The organism is Acidovorax sp. NO-1, assembly GCF_000238595.1.
In the GTDB taxonomy this organism is placed as follows: domain Bacteria; phylum Pseudomonadota; class Gammaproteobacteria; order Burkholderiales; family Burkholderiaceae_C; genus Acidovorax.
In genome coordinates, this window is sequence record NZ_AGTS01000088.1 from 26,842 (window position 1) to 53,237 (window position 26,396).

Genomic DNA, 26,396 nt, shown 5'->3' on the forward strand with positions numbered 1-26,396 from the left:
GAGCCTGTGATGTTCTGGCTGGCACGGGTCCCGCACCGAAGGCGGTACCTGCTTTTCGCCGGATTCCTGCTTTCGCTGTGCCGCTAGCTCAAGCGTACCGCTTGGCCCGCAGGTTCTCCTTCATCTGCTGCAGGATGGGTTGCAGCGAGCTGCCAATACGCAACGCCACGCAGGTGGCCAGCACGTCGATGATCAGCAGGTGCATGAGGCGCGACACCATCGGGCTGTAGCGGTCGTAGCCCTCGGGGTGGTCGGCCGCCAGGTGGATCTGGCAGGTGCTGGCCAGCGGCGAGCCGCTGGCGGTGATGGCGATGGTGGTGGCGCCGTTCTTGCGCGCGATGTCGGCGGCATCCATCAGGTCGCGGGTGCGGCCCGAGTTGGAGATGATCACGGCGCAGTCGCCGGGGCGAAGCAGCGTGGCGCTCATCACCTGCATGTGGCCGTCGCTGGTGGCAATCGACGTGACACCCAGGCGAAAGAACTTGTGCTGCGCGTCCTGCGCCACGATGCCTGAATTGCCCACGCCATAGAACTCGATGCGTTTGCCGGTTTTCCAGGTGGCGGCAATGGCTTCCGCCGCGCGCTCCAGCGCCACGGTGCTGGCGGCGTTGCGGTACTGCAGGAAAGCCGCCACGGCGTTGTCGACCACCTTCACGAGCACGTCGCCGGTCTTGTCGTCGGCATCCACGCTGCGGTGGATGAAAGGCACGCCCTCGCTCACGCTGCCCGCCAGTTTCAGCTTGAAATCTGCCAGTCCGTCGTAGCCCATGCTGCGGCAAAAGCGCACCACGGTGGGCTTGCTCACATGCGCGCGGTCGGCCAGCTCACGCACCGGCAGCCGGGCGAAGGCGCGGGGGTCGGCCAGCACCAGTTTGGCTACGCGCTGCTCGGCGGGGGCCAGGGACGTGAGCGAGGCGGTGATGCGATCCAGCATGTCGGCGGTGTTCCTGGGAAGGGCGCAGCAGTCGGCCCGGAGTATGGCAACAAAGAAGCCAGAAATGGTAACTGCGTTCCATCGTATTTGGTAAACCAATTACACGCTGTGCATGGCGGATCCGCGGGCGCTGAACGTGGCCCGCAGCCGATACGGAATAATGGCGCCATGAACCAACTCGACGCCCTCAAACAGTTCACCACCGTGGTTGCCGACACCGGCGACTTCAAGCAACTGGCGCAGTTCCAGCCCCAGGATGCCACCACCAACCCGTCGCTCATCCTGAAGGCCGTGCAAAAGCCCGAATACGCGCCGCTGTTGCAGGACACCGTGGCCCGGTTCCGGGGCCGGCCCATGGATGAAATCATCGACCGGTTGCTGGTGCGTTTCGGGCGCGAGATTCTCGCCACCATTCCGGGCCGCGTCTCCACGGAGGTCGATGCGCGTTTGAGCTTCGACACGAGTGCCACCGTCACGCGCGCCGAACGCATCATCGAGCTGTACCAGGCCGAAGGCATTCACATCGACCGCGTGCTGATCAAGATCGCCGCCACCTGGGAAGGCATCAAGGCCGCCGAGAAGCTGGAGCGCAAGGGCATCCACACCAACCTCACGCTGCTGTTCTCATTCGCCCAGGCCGTGGCCTGTGGCGATGCCAAGGTGCAGCTGATCTCGCCTTTCGTAGGTCGCATCTACGACTGGTACAAGAAGCAGGCGGGCGCGAGCTGGGACGAGGCAGCACGTGCCGGTGCGAATGACCCCGGCGTGCAATCGGTCACGCAGATCTACAACCACTACAAGCACTTCGGCATCGCGACCGAGGTGATGGGCGCAAGTTTTCGCAACATCGGACAGATCACGGCCCTGGCCGGCTGCGATCTGTTGACCATTGCGCCCGAGCTGCTGGCGCAGCTGGCGGCAAATGAGGCGCCGTTGCAGCGGGCGCTGTATGCAGAGGCGGCCAAGGGCATGGACCTGCCTGCGGTGAACTATGACGAGGCAGGGTTCCGGTTTGCGCTGAACGAGGATGCGATGGCGACCGAGAAGCTGGCCGAAGGGATTCGGGCGTTTGCTGCGGATGCGGAGAAGCTGGAGAAGATGATTCTGGCGGCTTGAGGCCTGTTTGAAGTGATATTGGCGGCTAGCGCTTGTGTGGCGGGCGCTAGCCGCTATTGTTTTTGTAGCTTCTTGTTTTGCTCTCAGAGGGAGGGGCTGTTGAGGCTTGGGCTCCGCACTTACCCGCTCGGGCGGAGCTTGTCCACGCCAGGGCGCCTCCCTATCCGTGAGAGCTTGTTGAAGCTTGGGTGCTGCTCGCAAGCTCGCTGATGGGCAGCATGCCTGTGTTGAGGGCAGAGGCCGGGTCTCGGCCCGGCGGCCGAGGTACTTGTTCTTTGCTTCGCCAAAGAAAAGTACCCAAAAGAAAGGCGACCCCCAGTCTGCGACCCCTTCGCTGGGCGAAGTGGCAAACCTGCGTCGGGGCGGTTGCGGGGTGCGCCGTGGAACTCGCTTTGCGCTGGCGCGCGCCGCTCGGACAACCACGGCGAGTCAGTTCACGAGGCATGGGCGCTCCGACGCCCATGCTCACCCCGCAACCGCCCCACCACAGGCGCAGCCAGCAGGGGGTTGGGCAGCCGAACATCCATTCGGGCCATCGCTACGCTCGGCCCAGTTTGCGCAGCGCGTGGCGCTTGCGCCCGCGAGACGGGGCCGAGCGTAGCGCAGCGAAGCAATGGCCCGTGTGGATGTCCCTCGGGTTCCCTTCTGGATGCGCCTGGGGCGCGCAGGGCGCGGGGTGGCGCGAGTGCCGAAGGACACACGCGCTTCGTGAACTGACTCACCGCAGCTGTTTGAGCGGAGCGCCGCAGGCGCGCAGCGAGTTCTGCGGTGCACCCCGTGACCGAGCACCCCAGGTTGCCCCGCAGCGCAGCGAAGGGGTCGCAGACAGCAGGGTCGCCCTTTCTTTGGTGACTTTCTTTCGCCGACGCGAAAGAAAGTTACTCGCCCGCCGGGCGACTCCCGGCCTCCGCCCTCAACGAAGCCATGCCATTCGATGCGCGCAAGCCCCCAGACTCAGCACGCGCAACAGACGCATGAAGCCGTCAACTTCCGCCGGCCATCTACCGTCCCGTAGCTAGGTAAATACTATAAAAATCATAGCTACCAAGGCATGAAACACTGGCGCATCCAGCCAAATAACCCCGAAAATTCACCCCGCAGGCAGCCGCATCCCCACCCGCAACCCCTTCGGCACCATCCCCTCTGCCACCGTTCGCCCCCCGTGCCGCAACGCGATCTCCTCCACGATCGACAACCCCAGCCCGCACCCGCCCGCCTTGTCTGACCCGCGCCAGAAGCGCGCAAACAGATCGCCCAGGTGCTCGGCCGACACGCCCGGGCCGTCGTCCTCCACCACCAGCAGGGCCCAGCGGCCGGGCTCTTCGCGGGTTACGCGTACGGTCACGGTGGCGCCTGCACCCCCGTAGTGCAGGGCGTTGTCGATGAGGTTGTTCAATGCCTCGCGCACCAGCAGTGGCTGGCCCTGCAAGGGCAGGCGGTCTTCACCCTCGTAACCCAAGTCCATGCCCTGCGCCAGGGCCCGGGCTGCCCATTCTCGGGCGACATCGCGGGCCAGCGCGGCCAGGTCAATGGACTGCATCTCCACGCTGGACTCTGACCGCGCCAGCTGCAGCAACTGGTGCACCAGGTGGGCGCTGCGCTGCGCGGCAGAGAGCACCTTTTTCAAGCGCTCCTGCACCGCGGTTTCGTGGCTCTCGTGCAGGGCGAGTTCGGTCTGGCCGATCAGGCCGGCCAGCGGCGTGCGCAGCTGGTGGGCGGCGTCGTTCAGAAAGCGCTTTTCTTTCTCCTGGCCGCGTGCCACGGCCTCCAGAAGGCGGTTGATGGTGCTGGCGAGCGAATGCACTTCCTGCGGAGCCGAAGTGAGCTCGATGGGGGTGAGGGGGTCTGTGCCGCCCTGGGGCCGGGCGCCCGCCTGCTCGATCTGCGCCTCCAGGCGTTTGAGGGGCTGCAGGCCGTGCAGCACACCGGCGTAGACCAGCGCGCTCAGCGCCAGCCCCATGAGGCCCATGGGCAGCAGCATCTGCTCGAGCAGCTCCTGGGCAATGCGCTCGCGCACCGTCAGGCTCTGGGCCACCTGCACGCGCAGGGTCTGGCGTGTCTGCGGTGTGCCGTAGTCCACATCGAGCAGTGCCACACGCACAGGGCGGTCGTCCAGGCGGCCGTGGTACAGGTACGGGTCACCCACACGGACCTCCACCGGCGGCGGCGGGGGCAGCTGGGCGTTGCCGAGCAGAAAGCGCCCTGGCGGCGACGACACCATGTAGGTGATGCGGTCGGCCGGGTCTTGCTCCAGGATGTCCTGCGCGGCTTTGGGGAAGTCCACCAGCAGGCCGTCGCCAATCGGCTTGATCTGCCGCGCGAGCGCACGCACGGACTGGGTCAGCGTCTGGTCAATGCCTTTCTCGCCGTTTTGCAGCGCAATGCGCCACGCGAGAAACCCGCCGGACAGCCACAGCACCAGCTGGGGCAGCAGCAGCCACAGCAGCAGCTTGCGCTGCAGGGAAACGCCGGGGATCTGGCGCATGAATCACCGACGCCGGTCTGCGGCAGGGCCGCCGCGCCATACCAGCCACACCGCGGGCGCCGCCCGGCGCCTTGGTGCGGAGGCGTTCCCCGCACTGCGGGCAGATGCACGGAAGCCCAGAGGCGCAGTCACGGCTTTTCCAGCATGTAGCCGAGGCCGCGGATGTTGCGGATGGCCAGGTTCGACAGGTCCAGCTTTCTGCGCAGGCGGTGCACGTAGACCTCCAGCGCGTTCGAGTTGACAGGCGGTGCTGCGGGTTGCCCCGGCTCTGGTGGGCCCGCGCGCCAGGCGGCCAGCACGTCGTCGCGCGTGACGACTTCACCGCTGCGGTGCACCAGCAGTTCCAGCAGCTCCCATTCGCGTTGTGTCAGGTCCAGCGGTTCGCCGTTGAGCGCGGCCGTCCGGCTGGCGTGGTCCAGCAGCAGCGGCCCCAGCGCCGTGCTGGGCACGCCGGATGCACTGCTGGCCTGCGTGAAGGCGGGCTGGCGCGCACGGCGCAGCATGGCCTGCAGGCGTGCCTGCAGCTCCTGCATGTTGAAGGGTTTGGTGATGTAGTCGTCGGCCCCGGCGTTCAGGCCCCGCACACGGTCTTCCACGCCGTCGCGTGCGGTGAGAATGAGCACGGGCAAGCCGCTGATGTGGGTGCGCGCCCAGGTCAGCAGATCCATGCCGTCGGCGCCGGGCAGGCCCAGGTCCAGAATGATTCCGTCCACCGCCTGCGTCTGCAGCAGGGCCGTGGCATCGGCCACGCTGGAGGCTGTGCAGACCCCGAATTGCAGTTGCTGAAGTTGCCCGGTCAGGGCGTCCAGCAGCAGTGCATCGTCTTCAACTATCAGTATGGTGGCCATGCGAATGAGCATAACAAAGCACCCGCAGTTGCCGCGGAGCGACGATCAGGGAAAGCCCCGATAAGAAAATTAATTATTGTAATTAAAGTACCGACTGCGCTGGACGGCAGCGGGTTCGCGGTGCACAACCGGATTCATAACATCGAGGAGACAAGGGTATGTGGAAGATGACAAAGACCGCCGCCCTGGCGGTGGGCCTGGCGGCCGCGATGGCCGCCAGCGCGGGGGAGGTCGAGGTCCTGCACTACTGGACTTCGGGCGGCGAGGCCAAGTCGGCTGTCGAGCTCAAGAAGATCATGCAGGCCAAGGGCCACACGTGGCGCGACTTTGCGGTGGCGGGCGGCGGCGGCGACAGCGCCATGACGGTGCTCAAGAGCCGTGTGATCTCCGGCAACCCCCCGTCGGCTGCGCAGGTCAAGGGCCCGGCCATCCAGGAATGGGCCTCCGAAGGCGTCCTGGCCAACATGGACGCCCTGGCAAAGTCCGAAAAATGGGACGACGTGCTGCCCAAGGTGGTTGCCGATGTGATGAAGTACAAGGGCAACTACGTGGCGGCGCCCGTCAATGTGCACCGCGTGAACTGGATCTGGGCCAGCTCGGATGCCCTCAAGAAAGCGGGCGTTGCCGCCATGCCCAAGACGTGGGACGAGTTCTTTGCTGCGGCCGACAAGCTCAAGGCTGCTGGCCTGATCCCGGTGGCCCACGGCGGCCAGAACTGGCAGGACTTCACCACCTTTGAATCGGTGGTGCTGGGTGTGGGCGGCGCCAGGTTCTACCAGGATGCGCTGGTCAGGCTCGACAACACCGCACTCACCAGCGACACCATGAAGAAGTCGCTGGAGACCTTCCGCCGCATCAAGACCTACACCGACCCCGGCGCCCCCGGCCGCGACTGGAACCTGGCCACCGCCATGCTCATCCAGGGCAAGGCCGGCTTTCAGCTGATGGGCGACTGGGCCAAGGGCGAGTTCATTGCCGCGGGCAAGGCGCCGGGCAAGGATTTCATGTGCGCCGCGGCGCCGGGCACGGCCAATGCGTTCACCTTCAATGTGAACTCGTTCATCCTGTTCAAGCTCAAGGATGCCGCCGCACAGAAGGCGCAGGGCGATCTGGCCAGCGCCATCATGAGCCCCGGCTTCCAGGAGGTGTTCAACCTGAACAAGGGCTCGATCCCCGTGCGCGCGGGCCAGCCCATGGACAAGTTTGACGACTGCGCCAAGCTGTCCAGCAAAGACTTTGCCGACACCGCCAAGAGTGGTGGCCTGGTACCCAGCGTGGCCCACGGCATGGCGATTGCGCCTGCTACCGAAGGTGCCATCAAGGATGTCGTCAGCCAGTTCTGGAACGACGACAAGGTGAGCGTCGCCGACGCCATGAAGAAGATCGCGACCGCCGCGAAGACCCAATAAAACCTACCTGAGAGGGATTCATCATGACAACAAGAAACCGCCTCACGGCGGTGGCTTTGGCCGCCGCATGCCTGACGCAAACCGCGTTCGCCATGGAAGTCGCAGGCTTCGAGTTCAACGGCTACTCCCGCGGTGGCCCGGTGTTCAACCATTCCGACGGCGTCAAGGGTCACATCGGCCTGGGGGGAGAGCTGCAGAAATACCGGCTGGGCAATGAGGGCGACAACGGTATCGAAGTCAACTTTGCACGCGGCTTCGAGAGCGGCGGCATCCAGTGGAAAGTGAACTACATGCCCGCCAAGTGGGGCAGCGGCGACATCAGCACCGAGCAGGCCTATGTGGAAATGAGCGGCTTCTCGTTCTCGCCCGAGGCGAAGTTCTGGGTGGGCCAGCGCCGCCTGCGCATTCAGGACGTGCACATCGTCGATTACTTCCTGATGAACTACGGCGACAACATCGGCGCTGGCGTCACCGACATTCCGGTGGGTGGCATGAAGCTGGGTGTGGGTGTGTTCACCGGCGACAAGTTTGACGGCAACCTGCCGAACAACGTGAAGGCCCAGCGCATCAACGCTGACCTGTCGGAGATCAACACCAACCCCGGCGGCAAGCTGCGGGTGCTGCTGACAGCGGTGAACGGAAAGAACCAGGCCAACGGGGGTTCGGGATCGGGCATCTCCATTTCGCACAACCAGAAGGACTTTCTGCTGCCGGGCATGAGCAACGCACTGTTCCTGCAGACATCGCGCGGCCATGCCCGCATCGATGGCCAGTTCGAGGCGATTGACGGCCTGACCCCCGGCAAGCGCGTGGTGCGCATTGCCGATTCGATCAACTGGCAAAGCGGCCCCTTCGGCGGCCAGGCCCTCATCGGCTACCAGACGAACAAGGCGGACCTGACCGGCGTGGAGACCAAGGACTTCTCGCTGGGTGGCCGTGGCTCCTATGCGTTCACCAAGAACTTCAAGGGCCTGGTGGAACTGTCCACCACCACCCGCAAGGGCACTGGTGCTGACCAGCGCCTGTCCAAGGTCACGCTGGCGGGCGCCTTGGCCTTGTCGGAAGACTTCTGGTCACGTCCCGAGTTGCGTCTGTACGTGACCAAGGCCAACTGGAACCAGGCGGCGGCACTGGCCAATGCCGCAACTTTTGGCGCCAATGGCAAGACCTCGCGCACGCTGGTGGGCGTGCAGTACGAGGTGTGGTGGTGATCCGTTGAGTAGGTAGTGAGTTAGCGAGTTAGTCAGAGGTTACTTTGTTCATTTGGGGGGCACTCCTGCGTGTCCCCCGCTTTTTTTACATGCAGGACGATGACAAACACATACCGTGGCCATGAGCAAAAACACCTTTGAAACATGGCTGCCCAAGCTGGTCGTGACACCGGCTTTTGTACTGGGCTTTGCCTTCATCTATGGCCTGATGGTCTGGAATGGCGTGCTGAGCCTCTCCGCATCGCGCATGCTCCCCAACTACGAGTGGGTGGGCCTCGCGCAGTACGAAAAACTCTGGGAGATGGACCGCTGGTGGGTCGCGCTCAAGAACCTCGGCATCTTCGGCGTGGGCTACGTGGGCGGGTCCCTGGCCATCGGCGTCGTGCTGGCCGTGCTGCTGGACCAGAAGATCCGCGCCGAGGGCGCGCTGCGCACCATCTACCTGTACCCCATGGCGCTGTCGTTCGTGGTCACGGGCACGGCCTGGAAGTGGCTGCTGAACCCGGGCCTGGGCATCGAAAAAATGGTGCGCGACTGGGGCTTTCCCAATTTTGAGTTTGGCTGGCTGGTGGACACCGAGATGGCCATCTACTGCGTGGTCATTGCAGGCATCTGGCAAAGCGCGGGTTTTGCGATGGCGCTGTTCCTGGCGGGCCTGCGGGGCATCGACGACAGCATCATCAAGGCCGCGCAGGTCGATGGCGCCTCGCTGCCGCGTATCTACTGGCGCATCGTGCTGCCCGCGCTCAGGCCGGTGTTCTTCTCCACGCTCATGGTGCTTTCGCACCTGGCCATCAAGAGCTTTGACCTGGTGATGGCGCTCACCGCAGGCGGCCCTGGTTTTGCCACCGATGTACCTGCCACCTTCATGTACACCATGTCCTTCTCGCGCGGGCAGATTGGCCTGGGCGCGGCCAGCGCCACCATGATGCTGGCCACCGTGGCGGCCCTGGTGATTCCTTACCTTTACAGCGAACTGCGGACCAAAGCCCATGACCGCTAAGCCCTCCTTGTTCCCTTCTGTGGGCCGCCTGCTGGTCCACACGGTGCTGGCCCTGGCCACCGCCTTCTTTCTGCTGCCGCTGTATGCGATGCTCGTCACGTCGTTCAAGGACGCCGAGGAAATCCGCAGCACCTCGCTGCTGGCACTGCCCGCTGCGCTCAACTGGTCGGCCTGGGGCACGGCATGGCAGAGCGCCTGCACGGGGGTGGACTGCAACGGCTTGCGCCCCTTCTTCTGGAACTCGGTGGCCATGGCCGTTCCAGCGGTGCTCATCTCCACCGCGTGGGGCGCCGTCAACGGCTATGTGCTCAGCCTGTGGAAGTTTCGCGGCAGCGATGCGCTGTTCGGCATGCTGCTGTTTGGTGTGTTCATGCCGTTCCAGGTGGTGCTGCTGCCCATGAGCCAGGTGCTGGGATGGCTAGGGCTTTCGAGTTCCATCACCGGGCTGGTGCTGGTGCACTGCCTGGCCGGGCTGGCGGGCACCACGCTGTTCTTTCGCAACTACTACGCGGCCATCCCCAAGGAACTGGTGAATGCCGCGCGCATGGATGGCGCGAGCTTCTGGCAGATCTTCTGGCGCATCGTACTGCCGCTGTCCACGCCCATCGTCATGGTCACGCTGATCTGGCAGTTCACCAACATCTGGAACGATTTCCTGTTCGGTGTGGTGTTCTCGGGCACCGAGTCCAAGCCCATCACCGTGGGCCTGAACAATCTGGCCAACACCAGCTCCAGTGTGAAGGCCTACAACGTGGACATGGCGGCCGCCATCATCGCGGGCCTGCCGACCATGGTGATCTACGTTCTTGCAGGCAAATTTTTTGTGCGTGGCCTGACGGCTGGCGCAGTGAAGGGATAAATCATGGCTTCTTCATTGGACATCGCAGGCATCAACAAGCGCTTTGGCAAGGGCGACAAGAGCGTGGAGGTGCTGCGCAAGGTGGACATCCACGTCGCACCCGGCGAGTTCCTCATCCTGGTCGGCCCCTCGGGCTGCGGCAAGTCCACGCTGCTCAACATCATTGCGGGGCTCGATGAACCCACCGAGGGCGAGATCCGCATCGGCGGCAAGAACGTGGTGGGCATGCCCCCGCGCGACCGCGACATCGCGATGGTGTTCCAGAGCTACGCGCTGTACCCCACGCTCAGCGTGGCCGACAACATCGGCTTTGCGCTGGAGATGCGCAAGATGCCCAAGGCCGAGCGCCAAAAGCGCATCGACGAAGTGGCGGCCATGCTGCAGATCAGCCACCTGCTGGACCGCCGGCCCAGCCAGCTCTCTGGCGGCCAGCGCCAGCGCGTGGCCATGGGCCGGGCCCTGGCGCGCCAGCCGCAGCTGTTTTTGTTCGACGAGCCGTTGTCCAACCTGGACGCCAAGCTGCGCGTGGAGATGCGCGCCGAGATCAAGCGCCTGCACCAAGCCAGTGGCATCACCAGCGTGTACGTCACACACGACCAGGTCGAGGCCATGACGCTGGGCTCGCGCATCGCGGTGATGAAGGGCGGTGTGGTGCAGCAGCTGGGCACGCCGGACGACATCTACAACCGCCCGGCCAATACCTACGTGGCCACCTTCATCGGCTCGCCCACCATGAACCTGCTGCGCGGTGCGGCCACGGGCGGGCAGTTTGGCATCCAGGGCGCAGCGTTGAACCTGGCAGCCCCCGCCAGTGCCAACGAGGTGCTGCTGGGCGTGCGCCCCGAGCACCTGGTGATGCAGGAGTCCGCCACCTGGCGCGGCCGGGTCAGTGTGGTGGAGCCCACGGGCCCCGACACCTATGTGATGGTGGACACCGCCGCAGGCAGCGTCACGCTGCGCACCGATGCGCAGACCCGCGTGCAGCCCGGCGACGCCGTGGGCCTGGCGGTAGAGCCCGCCAACGCCCACTGGTTCGACGCCAGGTCCGAAGATCGATTGACGGGCTGAGCGGTTGGGAGCCCCGGCCCCTGGGTCGCCGCAAGAAGGGGCTTTGGTCTTTGCCTGAAGAGGTAATTCAGGTAAAAAGAGGCTCCAGCGCTTATCCATCAAGCGCGAATAGCTATATAAACAATAGCAAATGCGAACCGCACGCCGCCATTTGCCGCAGGGCAACGGGGGCGTGTGGCCTTTGGTTTCCTCCTTTTGCCGTATGCACCCTCAGCGCCTTCTTGCCGACATCGGCGGCACCAATATCCGACTGGCCTGGCAGAACGAGCCTGGCGGCGCCTTGCACGACACGCGCGTGTTGCCCTGTGCGCAGTTCCCCACTGTGGATGCTGCGCTGGCGGCCTATCTGACAGAAGTGGGCGTGCCCACCCCGCGCGAGGCGGCGTTTGGCATTGCCAACCCGGTCACGGGCGACGCGATCCGCATGACCAACCACAGCTGGAGCTTTTCGCAGCGGGCGGTGCGCGACGCGTTTGGTTTTGAGCGCCTGGTGGTCATCAACGACTTCACCGCGCTGGCGCTGGCGCTGCCCCTGCTCGCGCCCGACCTGCTGCGCCCCGTGGGCGGTGGCGAGGCAGTGCCGGGCGCCGCCATCGCGCTGCTGGGCCCGGGCACGGGCCTGGGGGTGTCGGGGCTGGTGTTCCCGCCGGGGTCCAGCAACGGCGTGCCGCTGTCGGGCGAGGGCGGGCACGTGTCGCTGGCCGCGCAGACGCAGCGCGAATTCGATGTGCTGGCCATCCTGCAAGAACGCTATGGCCATGTGTCGGCAGAGCGCGCCGTGTGTGGCGCAGGGCTGGTGGACCTATACCACGCGCTGCGCAGGCTGGCCCAGCGCGGCGGCAAGGAGATCAGCTCGGCCGCCGAAGTGACCGAGCTGGCCCTGCAGTCCAACGACGCACTGGCGCTGGAGGCGCTGGACCTTTTCTGCGGCTTTCTGGGCAGCGTGGCGGGCAACCTGGCCCTTACCCTGGGCGCGCGCGGCGGTGTGTTCATTGGCGGCGGCATCGTGCCGCGCCTGGGCACGTGGTTCGACAAATCCTCGTTCCGCGCACGGTTCGAGTCCAAGGGCCGCTTTCAGCCCTACCTCTCGTCCATCCCCTGCTGGATCATTGACCCGAGCGCCACGCCAGCGCTGTATGGCGCGTCACGCGCGCTTGACATCGCGGGCTCCGAAGGATGAGCACCGGCCCGGCCGCGCCGCCTGTGCAAGGCCCCGCGCTGCGGGTCAGCGGTGTGCACCACGTGGCCATCATCGCCAGCGACTACGCCCGCTCGCGCCGCTTCTACACCGAGGTGCTGGGTCTGCGGGTGGTGCACGAGCACTACCGCGCCGAGCGCCAGTCGCACAAGCTGGACCTGCAACTGCCCGATGGCACGCAGGTGGAGCTTTTCTCCTTTCCCCACCCCCCCGCGCGCCCGTCGTACCCCGAGGCCTGCGGCCTGCGCCATCTGGCACTGCGCGTGGCCGACATGGAGGCCAGCGTGGCTGCATTGGCCGCGCACGGTGTGGTGGCAGAGCCGGTGCGCATCGACCCTTTTACTGGCGCACCGTTGACCTTCTTTGCCGACCCTGATGGGTTGCCGATTGAGCTGGTGGGGCCGGTGCCTTGACGGGGGCTGGGGCGACGGCTGCTTGGGCTGGGTTTGAAGTGCTTTCTTGGCCTCTGGCGCTTTCCCAGTAAGCGCTATCAGCTATAGAGTTGGTAGCAAAAAGCGCCCTCCTGCGCGAAGGCTGCTTTTTTCAAAGGCCTGGGGCAGGCTCACATCTCCTCGCTCCAGCAATACCCATCGCGCGCAATCATCGCGCTGGCCGAACTCGGCCCCCAGCTGCCCGCCGTGTACGCGCGTGGCCCCACGGGGTCGTGCTTCCAGTGCTGCAGGATGGGCTCCACCCAGCGCCAGGCTTCTTCCTGCTCGTCGCTGCGCACAAAGAGGTTGAGGCGGCCTGCAATCACGTCGAGCAGCAGGCGTTCGTAGGCGCCCACGCGCTCGGTGCCAAAGCGTTGGTCGAAGTCCAGGTTCAGGTGCACCTGCGACAGCGCGGGCTCGGCCTGGTGCTGGGCGGCGCCTTGGGCCAGCAGGTGCAGCTCCAGCCCGTCCTTGGGCTGCAGGTTGATCACCAGTCGGTTGGCGGCGCCCACGGGCGTTTTGAAAATGGGATGCGGCACGGGGCGGAAGTTGACAACGATGTGCGCGTCGCGCCCCGCCAGCCGCTTGCCGGTGCGGATGTAAAACGGCACACCGGCCCAGCGCCAGTTGCTGATTTCGGTGCGCAGCGCGACAAAGGTTTCGGTGGTGCTGCCGGGGGCCACGCCTTTTTCCTGCAGGTAGCCGGGCACTTGCGCGCCGTGCACGTTGCCCGCCGCGTACTGACCGCGAATCACGTGCTGGCCGATGGTCTCCATGCTCCAGGGCTTGAGCGACTGCAGCACCTTGAGCTTTTCATCGCGGATGGCGTTGGCGCTGGAGTTGATGGGCGGCTCCATGCCAATCGCGCACAAGAGCTGCAGCGCATGGTTCTGCACCATGTCGCGCAGCGCGCCGGTCTGGTCGTAAAACGCACCGCGCGTTTCCACGCCCAGTTCTTCGGCAATGGTGATCTGGATGTTGGCAATGGTTTCGCGGCGCCACAGGGGCTCGAACAGTGCGTTGCCAAAGCGCATGGCAAACAGGTTCTGCACCGAGGGCTTGCCCAGGTAGTGGTCGATGCGAAAAACCTGCTCTTCCTTGAGCACGCGGCGCAGGGTGTCGTTGATGGCCTGGTTCGATTGGAGGTCGTGGCCCAGCGGCTTTTCCAGTACCACGCGGGTGGTGGGGCCGTTCAGGCCCACGGCGGCGATCTGCTCGCACACGTTGGTGAACAGGCTGGGCGCGGTGGCCACGTACATCACCACCGAGTCGGCGCCACGCTCGCGCAGCATGGTGGCCAGCTGGGTGTAGTCCTCGGTCTTGGACAGGTCCATGCGCAGGTAGTGCAGCAGGGCGCCAAAACGTTCGAACTCGTCCGGGGTGGGGCGCTTGGCCAGTTCCACGCTGTCAAACCGCGCCTTGATCAGGCTGCGGTATTGTTCGTGGCTCAGCTCGTCGCGCGCGACCGCAATGATGCGGCCCCCCTCGGGCAGCGTGCCGTGCCGGAACGCCTGAAACAATGCGGGCATGAGCTTGCGCCAGGCCAGATCACCTGTTCCACCAAACAGGACAAGGTCAAAACTCATGGGGTCTCCGTATCAGGGTGTTGTTGTGCACGTTTGAGGCTGGAAATTGTAATCTCGTTACATCAGCTTGTGCGGAGAGTCTGTAGGAGCAGGGCTCGAAAACGTAATCTGACATTTTGCGAGCGATGAAAATCGACGATGTTTGTGTAATCAAGTTACCATTTCGGCCGTGTTGACCATTTCTTTCGCCTGAATCCATGACCCTTCGTTGCGACCAAACCCCCGAATGGCCCCTGTTGCAGGCCCATTTTTCAACCGGTGCCCGCCAGCAGGATCTTCGGCAATCGTTCGCGCAGGATGCGCAGCGGTTTGCGCATTTCAGCCAGTCGGCGCCGCATGTGTTTGCCGACCTTTCCAAAAACCTGTGGGACCGCGACACCGAGGCGCTGCTGCTGCGCATGGCCCGACACAGTGGCCTGGAGCAGCACCGTGACGCCCTGCTGGGTGGTCAGCCCGTCAACACCACCGAAGGCCGTGCGGTGCTGCACACCCTGCTGCGCCGCCCCGCAGGCATGGCATTGCCGGGTGATTCCAGCACGATAGCCGCCGACCTGGCGCGCGTGCATGCCACGCTGGATGCCATGCTGGCTTATGCCGACACGGTGCGTGCGGATGAGGCGATCACCGATGTGGTGAACATCGGCATCGGCGGGTCAGACCTCGGCCCCCATATGGCCGTGCTGGCGCTGGAGGCGTTTCGCGTGCCGGGCAAGCGCTTTCACTTTGTGTCGAACGTGGACGGGCACGAGCTGCACACCACGCTGCGCACGCTGCGCCCCGAAAGCACCCTGTTCCTCATTGCCTCCAAAACCTTCACCACCGCCGAAACCATGACCAACGCGCGCTCGGCGCTGGCCTGGTTTGCTGCGCAGGGTGGGCAGGGTGTGGGGCGCCACTTTGCGGCACTCACCACCAACGTCGAGGCCGCCCAGGCGCTGGGCATCACCACCACCTTCGGCTTCTGGGACTGGGTGGGCGGGCGCTATTCGCTGTGGTCGGCCATCGGCCTGCCCGTTGCCATCGCCATCGGTTCGGCAGGCTTTCGCGACCTGCTGTCCGGCGCCCATGCCATGGACGAGCACTTTCGCACCGCGGCGCTGGCGCAGAACCTGCCCGTGCGCCTGGGTCTGCTCGATATCTGGTACCGCAACTTCCATGGGTTCAACAGCCGCTGCATCGCGCCCTACCACGCGGCGTTGCGCCGCCTGCCTGCCTATCTGCAGCAGCTGGAAATGGAAAGCAACGGCAAACGCGTGGGTCTGGATGGCCAGCCACTGCCCTATGCCACATCGCCCGTGCTCTGGGGCGAGCCGGGCACCAACGGCCAGCATGCGTTCTTTCAGATGCTGCACCAGGGCACTGACGTGCTGCCGCTGGAGCTGATCGCCGTGCGCCAGCCCACCCACCCCCTCAAGGGTCACCACAACAAGCTCTTGGCCAACGCGCTGGCGCAGGCGCAGGCGCTGATGGTGGGTAAAGAGAGTGAGGACGGCCACCGCCACTTCCCGGGCAATCGCCCCAGCACCTTCCTGCTGCTGGATGAACTGAGCCCCGCCTCGCTGGGTGCGCTGATCGCGCTGCAGGAGCACCGCGTGTTCGTGAGCGGCAGCCTGTGGGGCATCAACAGCTTTGACCAGTGGGGCGTGGAGCTGGGCAAGGTGCTGGCCAAGGACATTGAGGCGCGCCTGGACTCGGGTGACGCCACGGGGCTGGATGGCTCCACCGCAGGGCTTTTGAAGCGGCTGCTGGGATAGCTGCAGGTTTGCAGGTGGGGCGGCTTGATTGCAAAATTGATAGCTGCTTGCGCATATGGGGTAAGCGCTAGAGGCACTTTTGATCCATATTTTCCATCTGCGACCCCAGTGCACCCCCGGTCAGCGCTGCAGTTGAAAGAAGTTGACCGGCAGGCCGGGTGCACTGACCCGGGTGCTGAACAGGGCGCCGGCGGGCACCCTGGCGTTCTGCTCCTCGGCAGGCCGCCCGGCGCGGGCCGACGTGATGTACAGCGTGCGCAAATCGTCGCCCCCAAAACACACCATGGTCGGGCACACCACGGGCGTGGCGATGCGCTGCAGCACGTCCCCGGCGGGCGAGAGTTGCAGCACGCAGCCGCCTTCGTACATCGCCACCCAGTAGTGGCCCTCCACATCCACCGCCGCGCCATCGGGCCGCCCGCCATAAGGCTTGCCTTCCACCTTGCGTTCGAACTGCACCCAGGGGCGGCGGTTCGTGATGTCGCCCGTGGCCACATCAAAGTCAAACCGGTCAATGCGGTGCTCGGGCGTGTTGGACCAGTACATCGTGCGGTCGTCGGGGCTGAAAGCCAGGCCGTTGGCGGTGAAGTTGTTGGCGGCCATCTGGCGCACGCGGTAGCCCGTGGCACTGGGCGCGTCGGCCTGCAGGCACCACAGCGCGGCATCCGGCGCGGTGCGAGGGCTGATGACCGAGCCCGCCCAGAACCGGCCTGCGGTGTCGCACCGGCCATCATTCAGGCGCAGCACAGCGGTGTCGTGCTGATCAGGTGGCAGCAGGGCCAGGCAGGCGAGGGCGGTGGGATCGGCACTGTGCTTCGCCGTATCGAGAAGGTAGAAGCCGTTTCGTAACCCGATTACCAATCCGCCGCCCGCCGCAGGCGCGCAGCAGCCGGGCTCGCTGGGCATGCGCCATTGCCGGTGGCGACCGCTTTCAGGATGCCATGCGTGTACTGCTTGTCCCTGAATGTCACTCCAGTAAAGGGATTTTTCCGTGGGGTGCCAGAAGGGTGATTCGCCCAGTTCGGAGGGCGGCAGGGGCAGGGTTTGCAGGGACATGGGTTGAAGTGGGGTGGTTATCGAGTTACATTCTAGGGCCTCAGACAACGGGCTCCGGCGCCATGCACGGGGTCCTGCCACCCACCGATGGAGACTTCCATGCACCCAGTTGTAGCGCGCGTGACCGAGCGCATTGTCCAGCGCAGCGCAGACACCCGCGGCGCCTACCTCGCCGGCATCGACAGCATGCTGGCCCGCAAACCCACCCAGGACCGCATGGGCTGCGCCAATCTGGCCCACGCCTATGCTGCACTGCCGGGCTCTGACAAGTTCAAGGTCACGGTCGAAAAGGCGCCCAACATTGGCGTGGTCACGGCCTACAACGACATGTTGTCGGCCCACCAGCCCTACCAAAGTTACCCCGCCGTTCTGCGGGATGAGGCCGCCCAGCACGGCGCCACGGTGCAGGTGGCAGGCGGTGTGCCTGCGATGTGCGATGGCGTGACGCAGGGCACGCCCGGCATGGAGCTGTCGCTGTTCTCCCGCGATGCCATTGCCATGGGCACTGCGGTAGCGCTGTCCCATGATGTGTTCGATGGTGCGCTGCTGCTGGGTGTGTGCGACAAGATCGTGCCGGGCCTCTTGATTGGTGCGCTGCACTATGGGCACCTGCCGTGCGTGTTCGTGCCCGCAGGCCCCATGGGCACCGGCCTGCCGAACAAGGAGAAAGCCAAGGTGCGCGAGCAGTACGCACAAGGGCTGGTGGGGCGTGATGAGTTGCTCAAGGCAGAGTCTGCCGCGTACCACAGCCCCGGCACCTGCACCTTCTACGGCACCGCAAACAGCAACCAGATGCTGCTGGAAGCCATGGGCCTGCATGTGCCCGGCGCGGCGTTTGCCCCGCCCGGCACCGAAGAGCGCGAAGCCTTCACGCGCCAGGCCGTGCGCACGGTGCTCGACATTGGCAAGCGTGGCCAGCGCTTTACGCCCATCGGGCGCGTGGTGGATGAGCGCTGCATCGTCAACGCCATGGTGGCCCTGCTGGCCACGGGCGGTTCCACCAACCATTTGATCCACTGGGTGGCCATTGCGCGCAGCGCGGGCATCCTGATCGACTGGTCGGACTTTGACGAACTCTCGTCCGCCGTGCCGCTGCTGGCCCGCGTGTACCCCAATGGCGATGCCGACGTGAACCAGTTCCAGGCCGCAGGCGGCCCCGCATGGATCCTGCGCGAGCTGCTGTCCGGCGGCTTCATGCACCCCGATGTGATGAGCGTGAACGCGGGCGGCATTGCCGCAGGCGGGCAGGGCGCCCCGGCGGTGTCGGGTGACGAAGCCGTGTTGCGCCCCGTGACCCGGCCGTTTTCGCCCACCGGCGGGTTGCGCCTGCTGCAAGGGCGCCTGGGCCGTGCGGTGATCAAGGTGTCGGCCGTGCCCGAAGACCGTCACATCATCGAAGCGCCTGCGCGCGTGTTCGATTCGCAAGAGGCTTTGCTCGCCGCCTTTGCTGCGGGCGAGGTGCAGCAGGACATGGTGGCCGTGGTGCGCTTTCAGGGCCCGCAGGCCAACGGCATGCCCGAACTGCACAAGCTCACCCCGCCGCTGGCCGTGCTGCAAAACCAGGGCTTCAAGGTGGCGCTGGTCACCGACGGCCGCATGAGCGGCGCATCGGGCAAGGTGCCCGCCGCCATCCACGTCACACCCGAGGCCTTGGCTGGCGGCCCGCTGGCCAAGGTGCTGGACGGCGACATTGTGCGGGTGGACGCCGTGGCCGGCACGCTCGATGTGCTGGTCGATGAAGCCACCTGGGCGGCACGCCCCGTGGCGCCATACACCGCGCCTTCCGCCACCGGCTTTGGCCGTGAACTGTTTACCAACTTTCGCCGCCACGCAGGCGGCGCCGAACAAGGAGCCTGCACGTGGTTGTAAAGGCTGCCCCCCTGAGCCGCTTCGCGTCATCCCCCCAGGGGGACGCCACCCGTGGCCTGGCAAAGCCAGTTCCACGGTGGCCCTCGCATTGCATCGCGCCAGTTTCATATGCCGCTCGCGGTACTCAAAATTAAGGAATAAACCCGTGAATCCCCTCGACATCGCCAGCCATGGCCCCGTCATCCCCGTCATCGTGATCGACCGCGTGGAAGACGCGCTCCCCCTGGCCGAGTCGCTGCTGGCCGGTGGCGTGAAGGTGCTGGAAGTCACGCTGCGCACAGCTGCGGGCCTGCCCGCCATCGAAGCCATTGCTCGCAACTTGCCCGAGGCCGTGGTGGGTGTAGGCACGGTGCTCAACGCTGACGACGCGCGCCGCGCGAGCGAGGCCGGGGCGCGGTTTGCCGTGAGCCCCGGCTATACGTCTGCAGTGGGCAGCGCCTGCAAGGGGCTGAACCTGCCCCTGCTGCCCGGCGTGGCCACCTCCAGCGAAATCATGGCGGCCCTGGCCGACGGGTTTTCGTTCCTCAAGCTCTTCCCGGCCGAGGCCGTAGGCGGCATCCCGCTGCTCAAGTCCTGGGCCAGCCCGTTTGGCCAGGTGAGCTTTTGCCCCACGGGGGGTATCACCCACGCCACGGCGTCCAACTACCTGGCGCTGCCCAATGTGCGCTGCGTGGGCGGCTCGTGGCTCACGCCCACCGATGCGGTGCGCGCGGGCGACTGGGCGCGCATCACGCAACTGGCGCGTGAGAGCGCGGCACTGCGCATGCCGCGCTGAAAATTTGAGTAAAAATAGGCTGTAAGGCTTTGTGGTAAAGCGCTGGCAGCTATCGAAACAATAGTAAAAAACCCCGCAGGCCTTGCAGCCTGCGGGGTTTGTTTTTTGGCGTTACCGGGTGGGCTTGCAGCCTGCCCGGTATGTGCCGGGCAATTACATGCCCATGCCGCCCATGCCACCCATGCCGCCCATGTCGGGCATGCCGCCGCCAGCACCGGCTTCTTCCTTCGGTGCGTCAGCCACCATGCACTCGGTCGTCAGCAGCAGGGATGCCACGGAAGCGGCGTTCTGCAGTGCAGTGCGGGTGACCTTCGTGGGGTCCAGAATGCCCAGCTCAAGCATGTCGCCGTAGCTGTCGTTGGCAGCGTTGAAGCCGAAGTTGCCCTTGCCGGCCAACACAGCGTTCACCACCACCGAGGCTTCGCCACCGGCGTTGTTCACGATTTCGCGCAGGGGCGCTTCGATGGCCTTGAGCACCAGCTTGATGCCGGCTTCCTGGTCAGCGTTGTCGCCCTTGACGCGGTCGCCCACGGCTTGCTTGGCGCGCAGCAGGGCCACGCCACCACCGGCCACAACGCCTTCTTCCACAGCTGCGCGCGTTGCGTGCAGTGCGTCTTCCACGCGGGCCTTCTTTTCCTTCATTTCAACTTCGGTGGCAGCGCCCACCTTGATCACGGCCACGCCGCCAGCCAGCTTGGCCACGCGCTCTTGCAGCTTTTCGCGGTCGTAGTCGCTGGTGGCTTCTTCGATCTGCACGCGCACTTGCTTGACGCGGGCTTCGATGTCAGCAGCGGCACCGGCGCCGTCGATGATGATGGTGTTTTCCTTGCCCACTTCGATGCGCTTGGCTTGGCCCAGGTCGGCCAGCGTCACCTTTTCGAGCGTCAGGCCCACTTCTTCAGCGATGACCTTGCCGCCCGTCAGGATGGCGATGTCTTCCAGCATGGCCTTGCGACGGTCGCCAAAGCCTGGAGCCTTCACAGCCACAACCTTCAGGATGCCGCGGATCGTGTTGACCACCAGCGTAGCCAGGGCTTCGCCTTCGACTTCTTCGGCAATGATCAGCAGGGGACGGCCAGCCTTGGCCACTTGCTCCAGCGTGGGCAGCAGGTCGCGGATGTTGCTAATCTTCTTGTCGAACAGCAGCACGAAGGGGTTGTCCAGAATCGCGGATTGCTTTTCGGGGTTGTTGATGAAGTAGGGCGAGAGGTAGCCGCGGTCAAACTGCATGCCTTCCACGACGTCCAGTTCGCTGTCCAGCGACTTGCCGTCTTCCACAGTGATCACGCCTTCCTTGCCAACCTTGTCCATGGCGTCAGCGATCAGCTTGCCGATGGTTTCGTCGGAGTTGGCGGAGATCGAACCGACCTGGGCGATTTCCTTGGAGGTGGTGGTGGGCTTGGAAGCCTTCTTCAGCTCTTCCACCAGGGCCGACACAGCCTTGTCGATGCCGCGTTTGAGGTCCATCGGGTTGATGCCCGCGGCCACGTACTTGAAGCCTTCGCGAACGATGGCTTGTGCCAGCACCGTAGCGGTGGTGGTGCCGTCACCAGCGTTGTCGCTGGTCTTGGAGGCCACTTCCTTCACGAGCTGGGCGCCCATGTTCTGCAGCTTGTCCTTGAGTTCGATTTCCTTGGCCACGGACACACCGTCCTTGGTCACGGTGGGGGCGCCGAACGAGCGCTCCAGCACCACGTTGCGACCCTTGGGGCCCAGCGTGACCTTGACCGCGTTGGCCAGGATGTTCACGCCTTCAACCATGCGTGCGCGGGCTTCGCCGCCGAAAACTACGTCTTTTGCTGCCATTTGGAGCTCCTAAATTGGTTCAAATTGGCCGCTGACGCTTATCTGGTAAGCGCTAGCAGCTATGAAAAAATGAGTGAATCAGAGAGAGGGAGAATTACTTCTCAACCACTGCAAAGAGATCGTCTTCCTTCATGACCAGCAGCTCGTCGCCGTTGACCTTGACGGTCTGGCCCGAGTACTTGCCGAACAGAACGCGGTCACCGACCTTCACGTTCAGGGCAAGCACGTCGCCCTTGTCGTTCTTCTTGCCAGGGCCGACGGCCAGCACTTCACCTTGATCGGGCTTTTCGGCGGCGTTGTCAGGGATCACGATGCCGGAGGCGGTCGTGGTTTCGCTTTCGATACGCTTGACGATCACGCGATCGTGCAGAGGGCGAAGGTTCATTGCATTGCTCCTGTTTTCAGTAAAAAAAGCTTGATTGACCTGGCATCCGGCACTTCCGGATACCTCCAAACTGCCTGCAGTCGAGGCATTGTTAGCACTCGACTGCGGTGAGTGCTAATGATACGGGCATTTGTGGCGTTTTCAAGACGCGTTTTTCGCTTCCCGCGAAAACTGGTGGCTACCCAATGAGCGGGCGAAGGCCTTGCGGATGTGCTTTGGTATGCCTCAGAGTCTTGAACGAGGCCGTCGCTATGTCGTCATTTACACTTCGGGTCGTTTGAAGTGGTTGGCTGATCTGGATTGCGTGCTTGCTCCAGCCGTGCAACCACTCATGTCCCGCCCTTAAGAGCGTCTTCTGGACCTCCCAATTGTTTCCTGAACGGGCTTGGAGTTTCATGCCATCTTTGCAAATTACCACTTCGCTGATGGGCATTGGCTTGGCGGTGCTAATCCTCTATCTGATACGCCGGGACCATCTTTACCTCATGCACGGCCTGTTCTGGGTTGTGGTGGCGGCTGCTGCTGCAGTTTTAGGCGCCTGGCCTGGTCTCATCGATCGTCTGGCCAGGTGGACGGGGTTCAGCTATCCGCCAGCGCTGTTGCTGCTTTTGGCCTGCATGGTGCTGGTGGTCAAAGCCCTGCATGCAGATATGGTGAACACGCGCATTGAGCGCGACGTGCGCCGTTTGAACCAGCGTTTGGCGTTGCTGGAGGCAGATCTTGAATCGGTTCGCCAGGTTGGGTCAGCTGAATCGTCCAACCCGTGACAAACCTCTTGTTCCCCGTCATTTTGTGCGGCGGCTCAGGCACTCGCTTGTGGCCGCTCTCGCGAGAAAGCTATCCCAAGCAGTTCTTGGCGTTCTCGGGCACGAAAACCATGCTGCAGCAGACCGCTACGCGCCTACAGGGCCTGCAGTCTGTCATCCCAGTCGCTAAAGCACCGGTTTTGGTTTGCAATGAAGATCATCGGTTTCTGGCAGCTAGCCAGTTGGTAGAAGCGGGCGTGTTTGGCGCAACCATTCTTCTGGAGCCTGTGGCGCGAAATACCGCACCAGCATTAACCCTTGCCGCGCTACAAGCTACCGCCCAGGGGGCAGACCCCGTCATGCTTGCAATGCCGGCAGATCACGTTGTTACAGACTTGGCAGCATTTCACAGCGCAGTGCAAACGGCTTACGCAGCAGCAAGCCAGGGGCGAGTTGTTACCTTTGGGGTAAAGGCCGACTATCCCGAAACCGGCTATGGCTACATACGCCATCAGAGCACTCAGGCGCAAGGAGTTTTTTGGGTCGAGGGTTTCACCGAAAAACCCGATGCTGACACGGCCCAGCAATATCTGAATGCAGGTAACTACCTGTGGAACAGCGGCCTGTTTATGCTCCGCGCCAGCTCATGGTTGAAGGCGATAGGCGTTTGCCGCCCCGACATCCTTCAAGCCTGTGAGAAATCGATGCAAGCAGCCCGACACGACCTTGACTTCACTCGGCCGGATGCCACAGCTTTTTCGCTTTGCCCATCTGATTCCATTGACTACGCAGTGATGGAAAAGCTGCCAACACACCCTGAATGGGGCTTGGCGCCGTGCGTGGTACCTTTACAAGCGGGGTGGTCAGATGTGGGGGCATGGGATGCTCTGTGGGGTGTGAGCGCACATGACGCTCAAGGCAATGCCCTGCTTGGCGACGCCGTGGTGCAGCAAAACTGCACCAATTCGCTGCTATTGGCCAGCAGCCGCCTCGTAGCAGGTGTGGGGCTGCAAAACCTCATCGTGGTTGAAACTCCTGACGCCGTGCTGGTTGTTGACAAACGCTTTACCCAAGAGGTCAAACAGGTGGTGGCAAACCTTGCGCGTGATGGTGATGCTTTGGCGCACACGCACCGCAAGGTCCATCGCCCTTGGGGCTGGTATGACAGTATCGATCGTGGCGAACGATTTCAGGTCAAGCGCATCGTGGTGAACCCAGGCGCCAGCCTCAGCCTGCAAATGCACAACCACCGCGCCGAGCACTGGGTGGTGGTGAAAGGCATTGCTGAAGTCACGCACGGTGAGCGCTGCTTTTGCCTGCACGAAAACGAGTCGACATTCATTCCCGTCGGCCACCCACACCGGCTGCGTAACCCGGGGACAGAGCCCTTGGAGATCATCGAAATCCAGTCTGGCGCTTATCTGGGCGAAGACGACATCGTGCGTTTGGAAGACGCGTACGGCCGCACAGAGCGGGTGCAATGAGATGAGCGATGCGCCGCAAACGGTAGCCGAAGCCCCTGCCCTGATTCTGATGTCGCGGCACGATACGCCGTGTGCACCCGGGTCGGGGATTGGCGTGCTTGTCATCAACTACAACACCGCCCGCCAAACCTTGCGTTGCCTCGAGTCCATTCAGCAGTCCACCTTGTTGCCAGACTGGGTGCTGGTGCTGGATAACGCGTCGTCCACTGAAGATTTCCAACACCTGTGCAATGGGTGTCGGCCGCCTCAAGGCGGAAGTCTGCAAATTTATCGCTCAGACACCAATCTGGGCTTTGCCTGCGGCAGCAATGCACTCATCGATCTGTTGCTTCGCCAAACGGGATGCCAGCAAATCATGTTGCTGAACAACGATGCCGTTGCACAGAAGGAAATGTTGGCCACACTGAGCGAAGCGCTGGTTGCTGCAGGCAGCGGGGCAGGCTTGGCCGGAGGGCGCATGCACAAACTGGCAAATACTGCAGAGGTAGATACGCTGGGCATATCCATGTATGCCAGCCTGATGCCGGCAGATCGCAAAACACTGGATGACATCTACATAGGCCCCACGGGGGGCTGCTGTATGTTCACCCGTGCACTCGCAGAGCACCTCAAGACCGTATCCGGCTACTGTTTTGACCCGCGCTTTTTTTGCTATTGCGAAGATACCGATATGGTTTTGCGTGCTGTGCTGCTGGGTTATCGCCCTATTTATGTAGACCAGTTGATGGCACTGCATGAAGGCCAAGCGAGCAGCGGCGGTGGCTATAACGCTTTTATCGCTTACCACGGGCTTCGAAACACGCTGTGGATGCATATCAAGCTCATCCCCGCAGGCATGCTATGGCGCTTCGGCCCTCTGCTGCTGCTGGCACATATCGCAATGGTGGCCCGCCACACCCTCTCAGGGCGGTTTCTGCTGATGTGGCGGGTTTACCGAGACGCGCTGCGTAAGCTGCCGGAGTTCATGGCAGAGCGCAAACGACTTGGCTCACACGTGCAGGCACAATCTGTCAAATTGACACAATGTGTAACGCCTCGCTTCTACCGCAAAGGGTATGCCCGCTTGGTGGCGCAAGAGCACTCCATATTCAGAAGATTCTTTTTGGGTTCTAGATCATGACTATCTTCGTCACCGGCGGCGCGGGTTTCATCGGCGCCAACTTCGTTCTCGACTGGGTAGCCGCGGCGGGTGAGCCCGTTGTCAACCTTGACAAGCTCACCTATGCAGGCAACCTGCACAACCTGGACAGCCTTCAGGGCGACACGCGCCACGTGTTCGTGCAAGGCGACATTGGCGACACCCCCCTGGTGGCCCGCCTGCTGGCTGAGCACCAGCCGCGCGCCGTGATCAACTTCGCCGCCGAGTCGCATGTGGACCGCTCCATCCACGGCCCCGAAGACTTCATACAGACCAACGTGGTCGGCACTTTCAGGCTTTTGGAGGCTGTAAGGCAATACTGGCAAGCGCTGCCAGCTATCAATAAAGAAGCATTCAGGCTTCTGCATGTGAGCACTGACGAGGTCTACGGCACCCTGGCTGCCGACGCCCCCGCGTTCACAGAGACGCATGGCTACGAGCCCAACAGCCCCTACAGCGCCAGCAAGGCCGCCAGCGACCACCTCGTGCGCGCCTGGCACCACACCTACGGCCTGCCGGTGCTCACGACCAACTGCAGCAACAACTACGGGCCCTACCACTTCCCCGAAAAGCTCATCCCGCTGATGATTGTCAACGCACTGGCCGGCAAGAACCTGCCCGTGTATGGCGACGGCATGCAGGTGCGCGACTGGCTCTACGTAAAAGACCACTGCAGCGCCATCTGCCGCGTGCTCGAAGCGGGCCGCCTGGGTGAAACCTACAACGTCGGCGGTTGGAACGAAAAACCCAACATCGACATCGTGAACACCGTGTGCGCTTTGCTCGACGAACTGCGCCCCCGCGCCGACGGCCAAAGCTACCGCACCCAGATCACGTACGTGAAAGACCGCCCCGGCCACGACCGACGCTATGCCATCGACGCGCGCAAGATCGAGCGCGCACTGGGCTGGAAACCTGCCGAGACCTTCGACACCGGCATCCGCAAGACCGTGCAGTGGTACCTGGACAACCCCGAATGGGTGGCCCAGGTACAAAGCGGCGCCTACCGCGACTGGGTTGCCCGGCAATACGAAGGCAACGCTGCATGAACATCCTGCTGCTTGGCAAAGGCGGCCAGGTGGGCTGGGAGCTGCAACGCAGCCTGTCCATTCTTGGCCAGGTCACCGCGCTGGACTTTGACAGCCAGGACCACTGCGGCGACTTTGCCAACCCCGAAGGCATGCGCGACACCGTGCGCCAGCTGCGCCCGGACGTCATCGTCAACGCCGCCGCCC

At 63.8% G+C, this 26,396-nt stretch carries 23 protein-coding genes; 16 read left to right on the forward strand and 7 right to left on the reverse strand.

The window, feature by feature from the left end; genetic code table 11:
- Nucleotides 1-88: 88 nt before the first annotated feature.
- The gene (locus KYG_RS14205; protein ID WP_008905609.1) at nucleotides 89-934 is read right to left on the reverse strand and encodes a MurR/RpiR family transcriptional regulator; all 846 of its coding nucleotides are present in this window, start codon (nucleotides 932-934) and stop codon (nucleotides 89-91) included.
- Nucleotides 935-1,102: 168 nt separating this feature from the next.
- On the opposite strand from KYG_RS14205, the gene tal reads away from it, so the two are divergent.
- Complete coding sequence (gene tal, locus KYG_RS14210) at nucleotides 1,103-2,050, forward strand: transaldolase (RefSeq protein ID WP_008905610.1); 948 nt, start codon at nucleotides 1,103-1,105, stop codon at nucleotides 2,048-2,050.
- Nucleotides 2,051-3,140: 1,090 nt separating this feature from the next.
- Here the strand turns inward: tal and KYG_RS14215 are convergent.
- Together KYG_RS14215 and KYG_RS14220 are read right to left on the reverse strand one after the other, a co-directional pair.
- A complete protein-coding gene (locus KYG_RS14215) occupies nucleotides 3,141-4,535 on the reverse strand; it encodes a sensor histidine kinase (RefSeq protein ID WP_008905611.1) in 1,395 nt (464 codons plus the stop codon).
- Nucleotides 4,536-4,663: 128 nt separating this feature from the next.
- Nucleotides 4,664-5,383, reverse strand: coding sequence for a response regulator transcription factor (locus KYG_RS14220; RefSeq protein WP_034694732.1), 720 nt, complete (start codon nucleotides 5,381-5,383; stop codon nucleotides 4,664-4,666).
- 158 nt (nucleotides 5,384-5,541) lie between these two features.
- Here KYG_RS14220 and KYG_RS14225 point away from each other — a divergent pair, with 158 nt between their 5' ends.
- The 7 genes from KYG_RS14225 (at nucleotide 5,542) to KYG_RS14255 (ending at nucleotide 12,544) form a co-directional block, all read left to right on the forward strand.
- Nucleotides 5,542-6,792, forward strand: coding sequence for an ABC transporter substrate-binding protein (locus KYG_RS14225; protein WP_008905613.1), 1,251 nt, complete (start codon nucleotides 5,542-5,544; stop codon nucleotides 6,790-6,792).
- A gap of 92 nt (nucleotides 6,793-6,884) precedes the next feature.
- Nucleotides 6,885-8,003 (forward strand): carbohydrate porin, encoded by a 1,119-nt coding sequence (locus KYG_RS14230; RefSeq protein ID WP_034694735.1) that lies wholly within the window; start codon nucleotides 6,885-6,887, stop codon nucleotides 8,001-8,003.
- A 121-nt stretch (nucleotides 8,004-8,124) separates the two neighbouring features.
- Entirely contained in the window at nucleotides 8,125-9,006 is an 882-nt protein-coding gene (locus KYG_RS14235; RefSeq protein ID WP_034694723.1) for a carbohydrate ABC transporter permease, read from the forward strand.
- Nucleotides 8,996-9,865 (forward strand): carbohydrate ABC transporter permease, encoded by an 870-nt coding sequence (locus tag KYG_RS14240; protein ID WP_008905616.1) that lies wholly within the window; start codon nucleotides 8,996-8,998, stop codon nucleotides 9,863-9,865. The genes KYG_RS14235 and KYG_RS14240 overlap by 11 nt, the downstream gene beginning before the upstream one ends.
- 3 nt (nucleotides 9,866-9,868) lie before the next feature.
- A complete protein-coding gene (locus tag KYG_RS14245; protein WP_034694725.1) occupies nucleotides 9,869-10,933 on the forward strand; it encodes an ABC transporter ATP-binding protein in 1,065 nt (354 codons plus the stop codon).
- A gap of 202 nt (nucleotides 10,934-11,135) precedes the next feature.
- The gene (glk, locus tag KYG_RS14250; RefSeq protein ID WP_034694727.1) at nucleotides 11,136-12,113 is read left to right on the forward strand and encodes a glucokinase; all 978 of its coding nucleotides are present in this window, start codon (nucleotides 11,136-11,138) and stop codon (nucleotides 12,111-12,113) included.
- Entirely contained in the window at nucleotides 12,110-12,544 is a 435-nt protein-coding gene (locus KYG_RS14255) for a VOC family protein (RefSeq protein WP_008905619.1), read from the forward strand. Before glk ends, KYG_RS14255 begins: the two co-directional genes overlap by 4 nt.
- A 149-nt stretch (nucleotides 12,545-12,693) precedes the next feature.
- On the opposite strand, the gene zwf is transcribed toward KYG_RS14255, so the two are convergent.
- A complete protein-coding gene (gene zwf / locus KYG_RS14260) occupies nucleotides 12,694-14,148 on the reverse strand; it encodes a glucose-6-phosphate dehydrogenase (RefSeq protein ID WP_008905620.1) in 1,455 nt (484 codons plus the stop codon).
- A 197-nt stretch (nucleotides 14,149-14,345) separates the two neighbouring features.
- Here zwf and pgi point away from each other — a divergent pair, with 197 nt between their 5' ends.
- Nucleotides 14,346-15,902 carry a glucose-6-phosphate isomerase gene (pgi, locus tag KYG_RS14265; RefSeq protein ID WP_008905621.1) on the forward strand — a complete coding sequence of 519 codons (1,557 nt, stop codon included), beginning with the start codon at nucleotides 14,346-14,348 and terminating at the stop codon, nucleotides 15,900-15,902.
- Between the two features lie 120 nt (nucleotides 15,903-16,022).
- Here the strand turns inward: pgi and KYG_RS14270 are convergent, their stop codons facing one another.
- On the reverse strand, nucleotides 16,023-16,958 hold the full coding sequence (locus tag KYG_RS14270) for an SMP-30/gluconolactonase/LRE family protein (RefSeq protein WP_034694728.1): 936 nt from the start codon (nucleotides 16,956-16,958) through the stop codon (nucleotides 16,023-16,025).
- A gap of 99 nt (nucleotides 16,959-17,057) precedes the next feature.
- Here KYG_RS14270 and edd point away from each other — a divergent pair, with 99 nt between their 5' ends.
- The gene (gene edd / locus KYG_RS14275; RefSeq protein ID WP_008905623.1) at nucleotides 17,058-18,827 is read left to right on the forward strand and encodes a phosphogluconate dehydratase; all 1,770 of its coding nucleotides are present in this window, start codon (nucleotides 17,058-17,060) and stop codon (nucleotides 18,825-18,827) included.
- Nucleotides 18,828-18,972: 145 nt separating this feature from the next.
- Nucleotides 18,973-19,602, forward strand: a complete 630-nt coding sequence (locus tag KYG_RS14280) for a bifunctional 4-hydroxy-2-oxoglutarate aldolase/2-dehydro-3-deoxy-phosphogluconate aldolase (RefSeq protein WP_008905624.1) — start codon at nucleotides 18,973-18,975, stop codon at nucleotides 19,600-19,602.
- A gap of 153 nt (nucleotides 19,603-19,755) precedes the next feature.
- On the opposite strand, the gene groL is transcribed toward KYG_RS14280, so the two are convergent.
- Together groL and KYG_RS14290 are read right to left on the reverse strand one after the other, a co-directional pair.
- The gene (groL, locus tag KYG_RS14285) at nucleotides 19,756-21,408 is read right to left on the reverse strand and encodes a chaperonin GroEL (RefSeq protein WP_008905625.1); all 1,653 of its coding nucleotides are present in this window, start codon (nucleotides 21,406-21,408) and stop codon (nucleotides 19,756-19,758) included.
- A gap of 94 nt (nucleotides 21,409-21,502) precedes the next feature.
- Entirely contained in the window at nucleotides 21,503-21,793 is a 291-nt protein-coding gene (locus KYG_RS14290; RefSeq protein WP_008905626.1) for a co-chaperone GroES, read from the reverse strand.
- 395 nt (nucleotides 21,794-22,188) lie between these two features.
- Here KYG_RS14290 and KYG_RS14295 point away from each other — a divergent pair, with 395 nt between their 5' ends.
- From KYG_RS14295 to KYG_RS14315, 5 genes are all read left to right on the forward strand, one after another.
- Nucleotides 22,189-22,560, forward strand: coding sequence for a DUF2304 domain-containing protein (locus KYG_RS14295; RefSeq protein WP_008905627.1), 372 nt, complete (start codon nucleotides 22,189-22,191; stop codon nucleotides 22,558-22,560).
- Nucleotides 22,557-24,023 carry a mannose-1-phosphate guanylyltransferase/mannose-6-phosphate isomerase gene (locus KYG_RS14300; RefSeq protein ID WP_085942586.1) on the forward strand — a complete coding sequence of 489 codons (1,467 nt, stop codon included), beginning with the start codon at nucleotides 22,557-22,559 and terminating at the stop codon, nucleotides 24,021-24,023. The genes KYG_RS14295 and KYG_RS14300 overlap by 4 nt, the downstream gene beginning before the upstream one ends.
- A 1-nt stretch (nucleotide 24,024) precedes the next feature.
- Nucleotides 24,025-25,143, forward strand: coding sequence for a glycosyltransferase family 2 protein (locus tag KYG_RS14305; protein ID WP_008905629.1), 1,119 nt, complete (start codon nucleotides 24,025-24,027; stop codon nucleotides 25,141-25,143).
- A complete protein-coding gene (rfbB, locus tag KYG_RS14310; RefSeq protein ID WP_008905630.1) occupies nucleotides 25,140-26,210 on the forward strand; it encodes a dTDP-glucose 4,6-dehydratase in 1,071 nt (356 codons plus the stop codon). The genes KYG_RS14305 and rfbB overlap by 4 nt, the downstream gene beginning before the upstream one ends.
- The coding region (locus KYG_RS14315) for a sugar nucleotide-binding protein (RefSeq protein WP_008905631.1) at nucleotides 26,207-26,396 on the forward strand (190 nt) is incomplete at its 3' end. The genes rfbB and KYG_RS14315, both read left to right, overlap by 4 nt.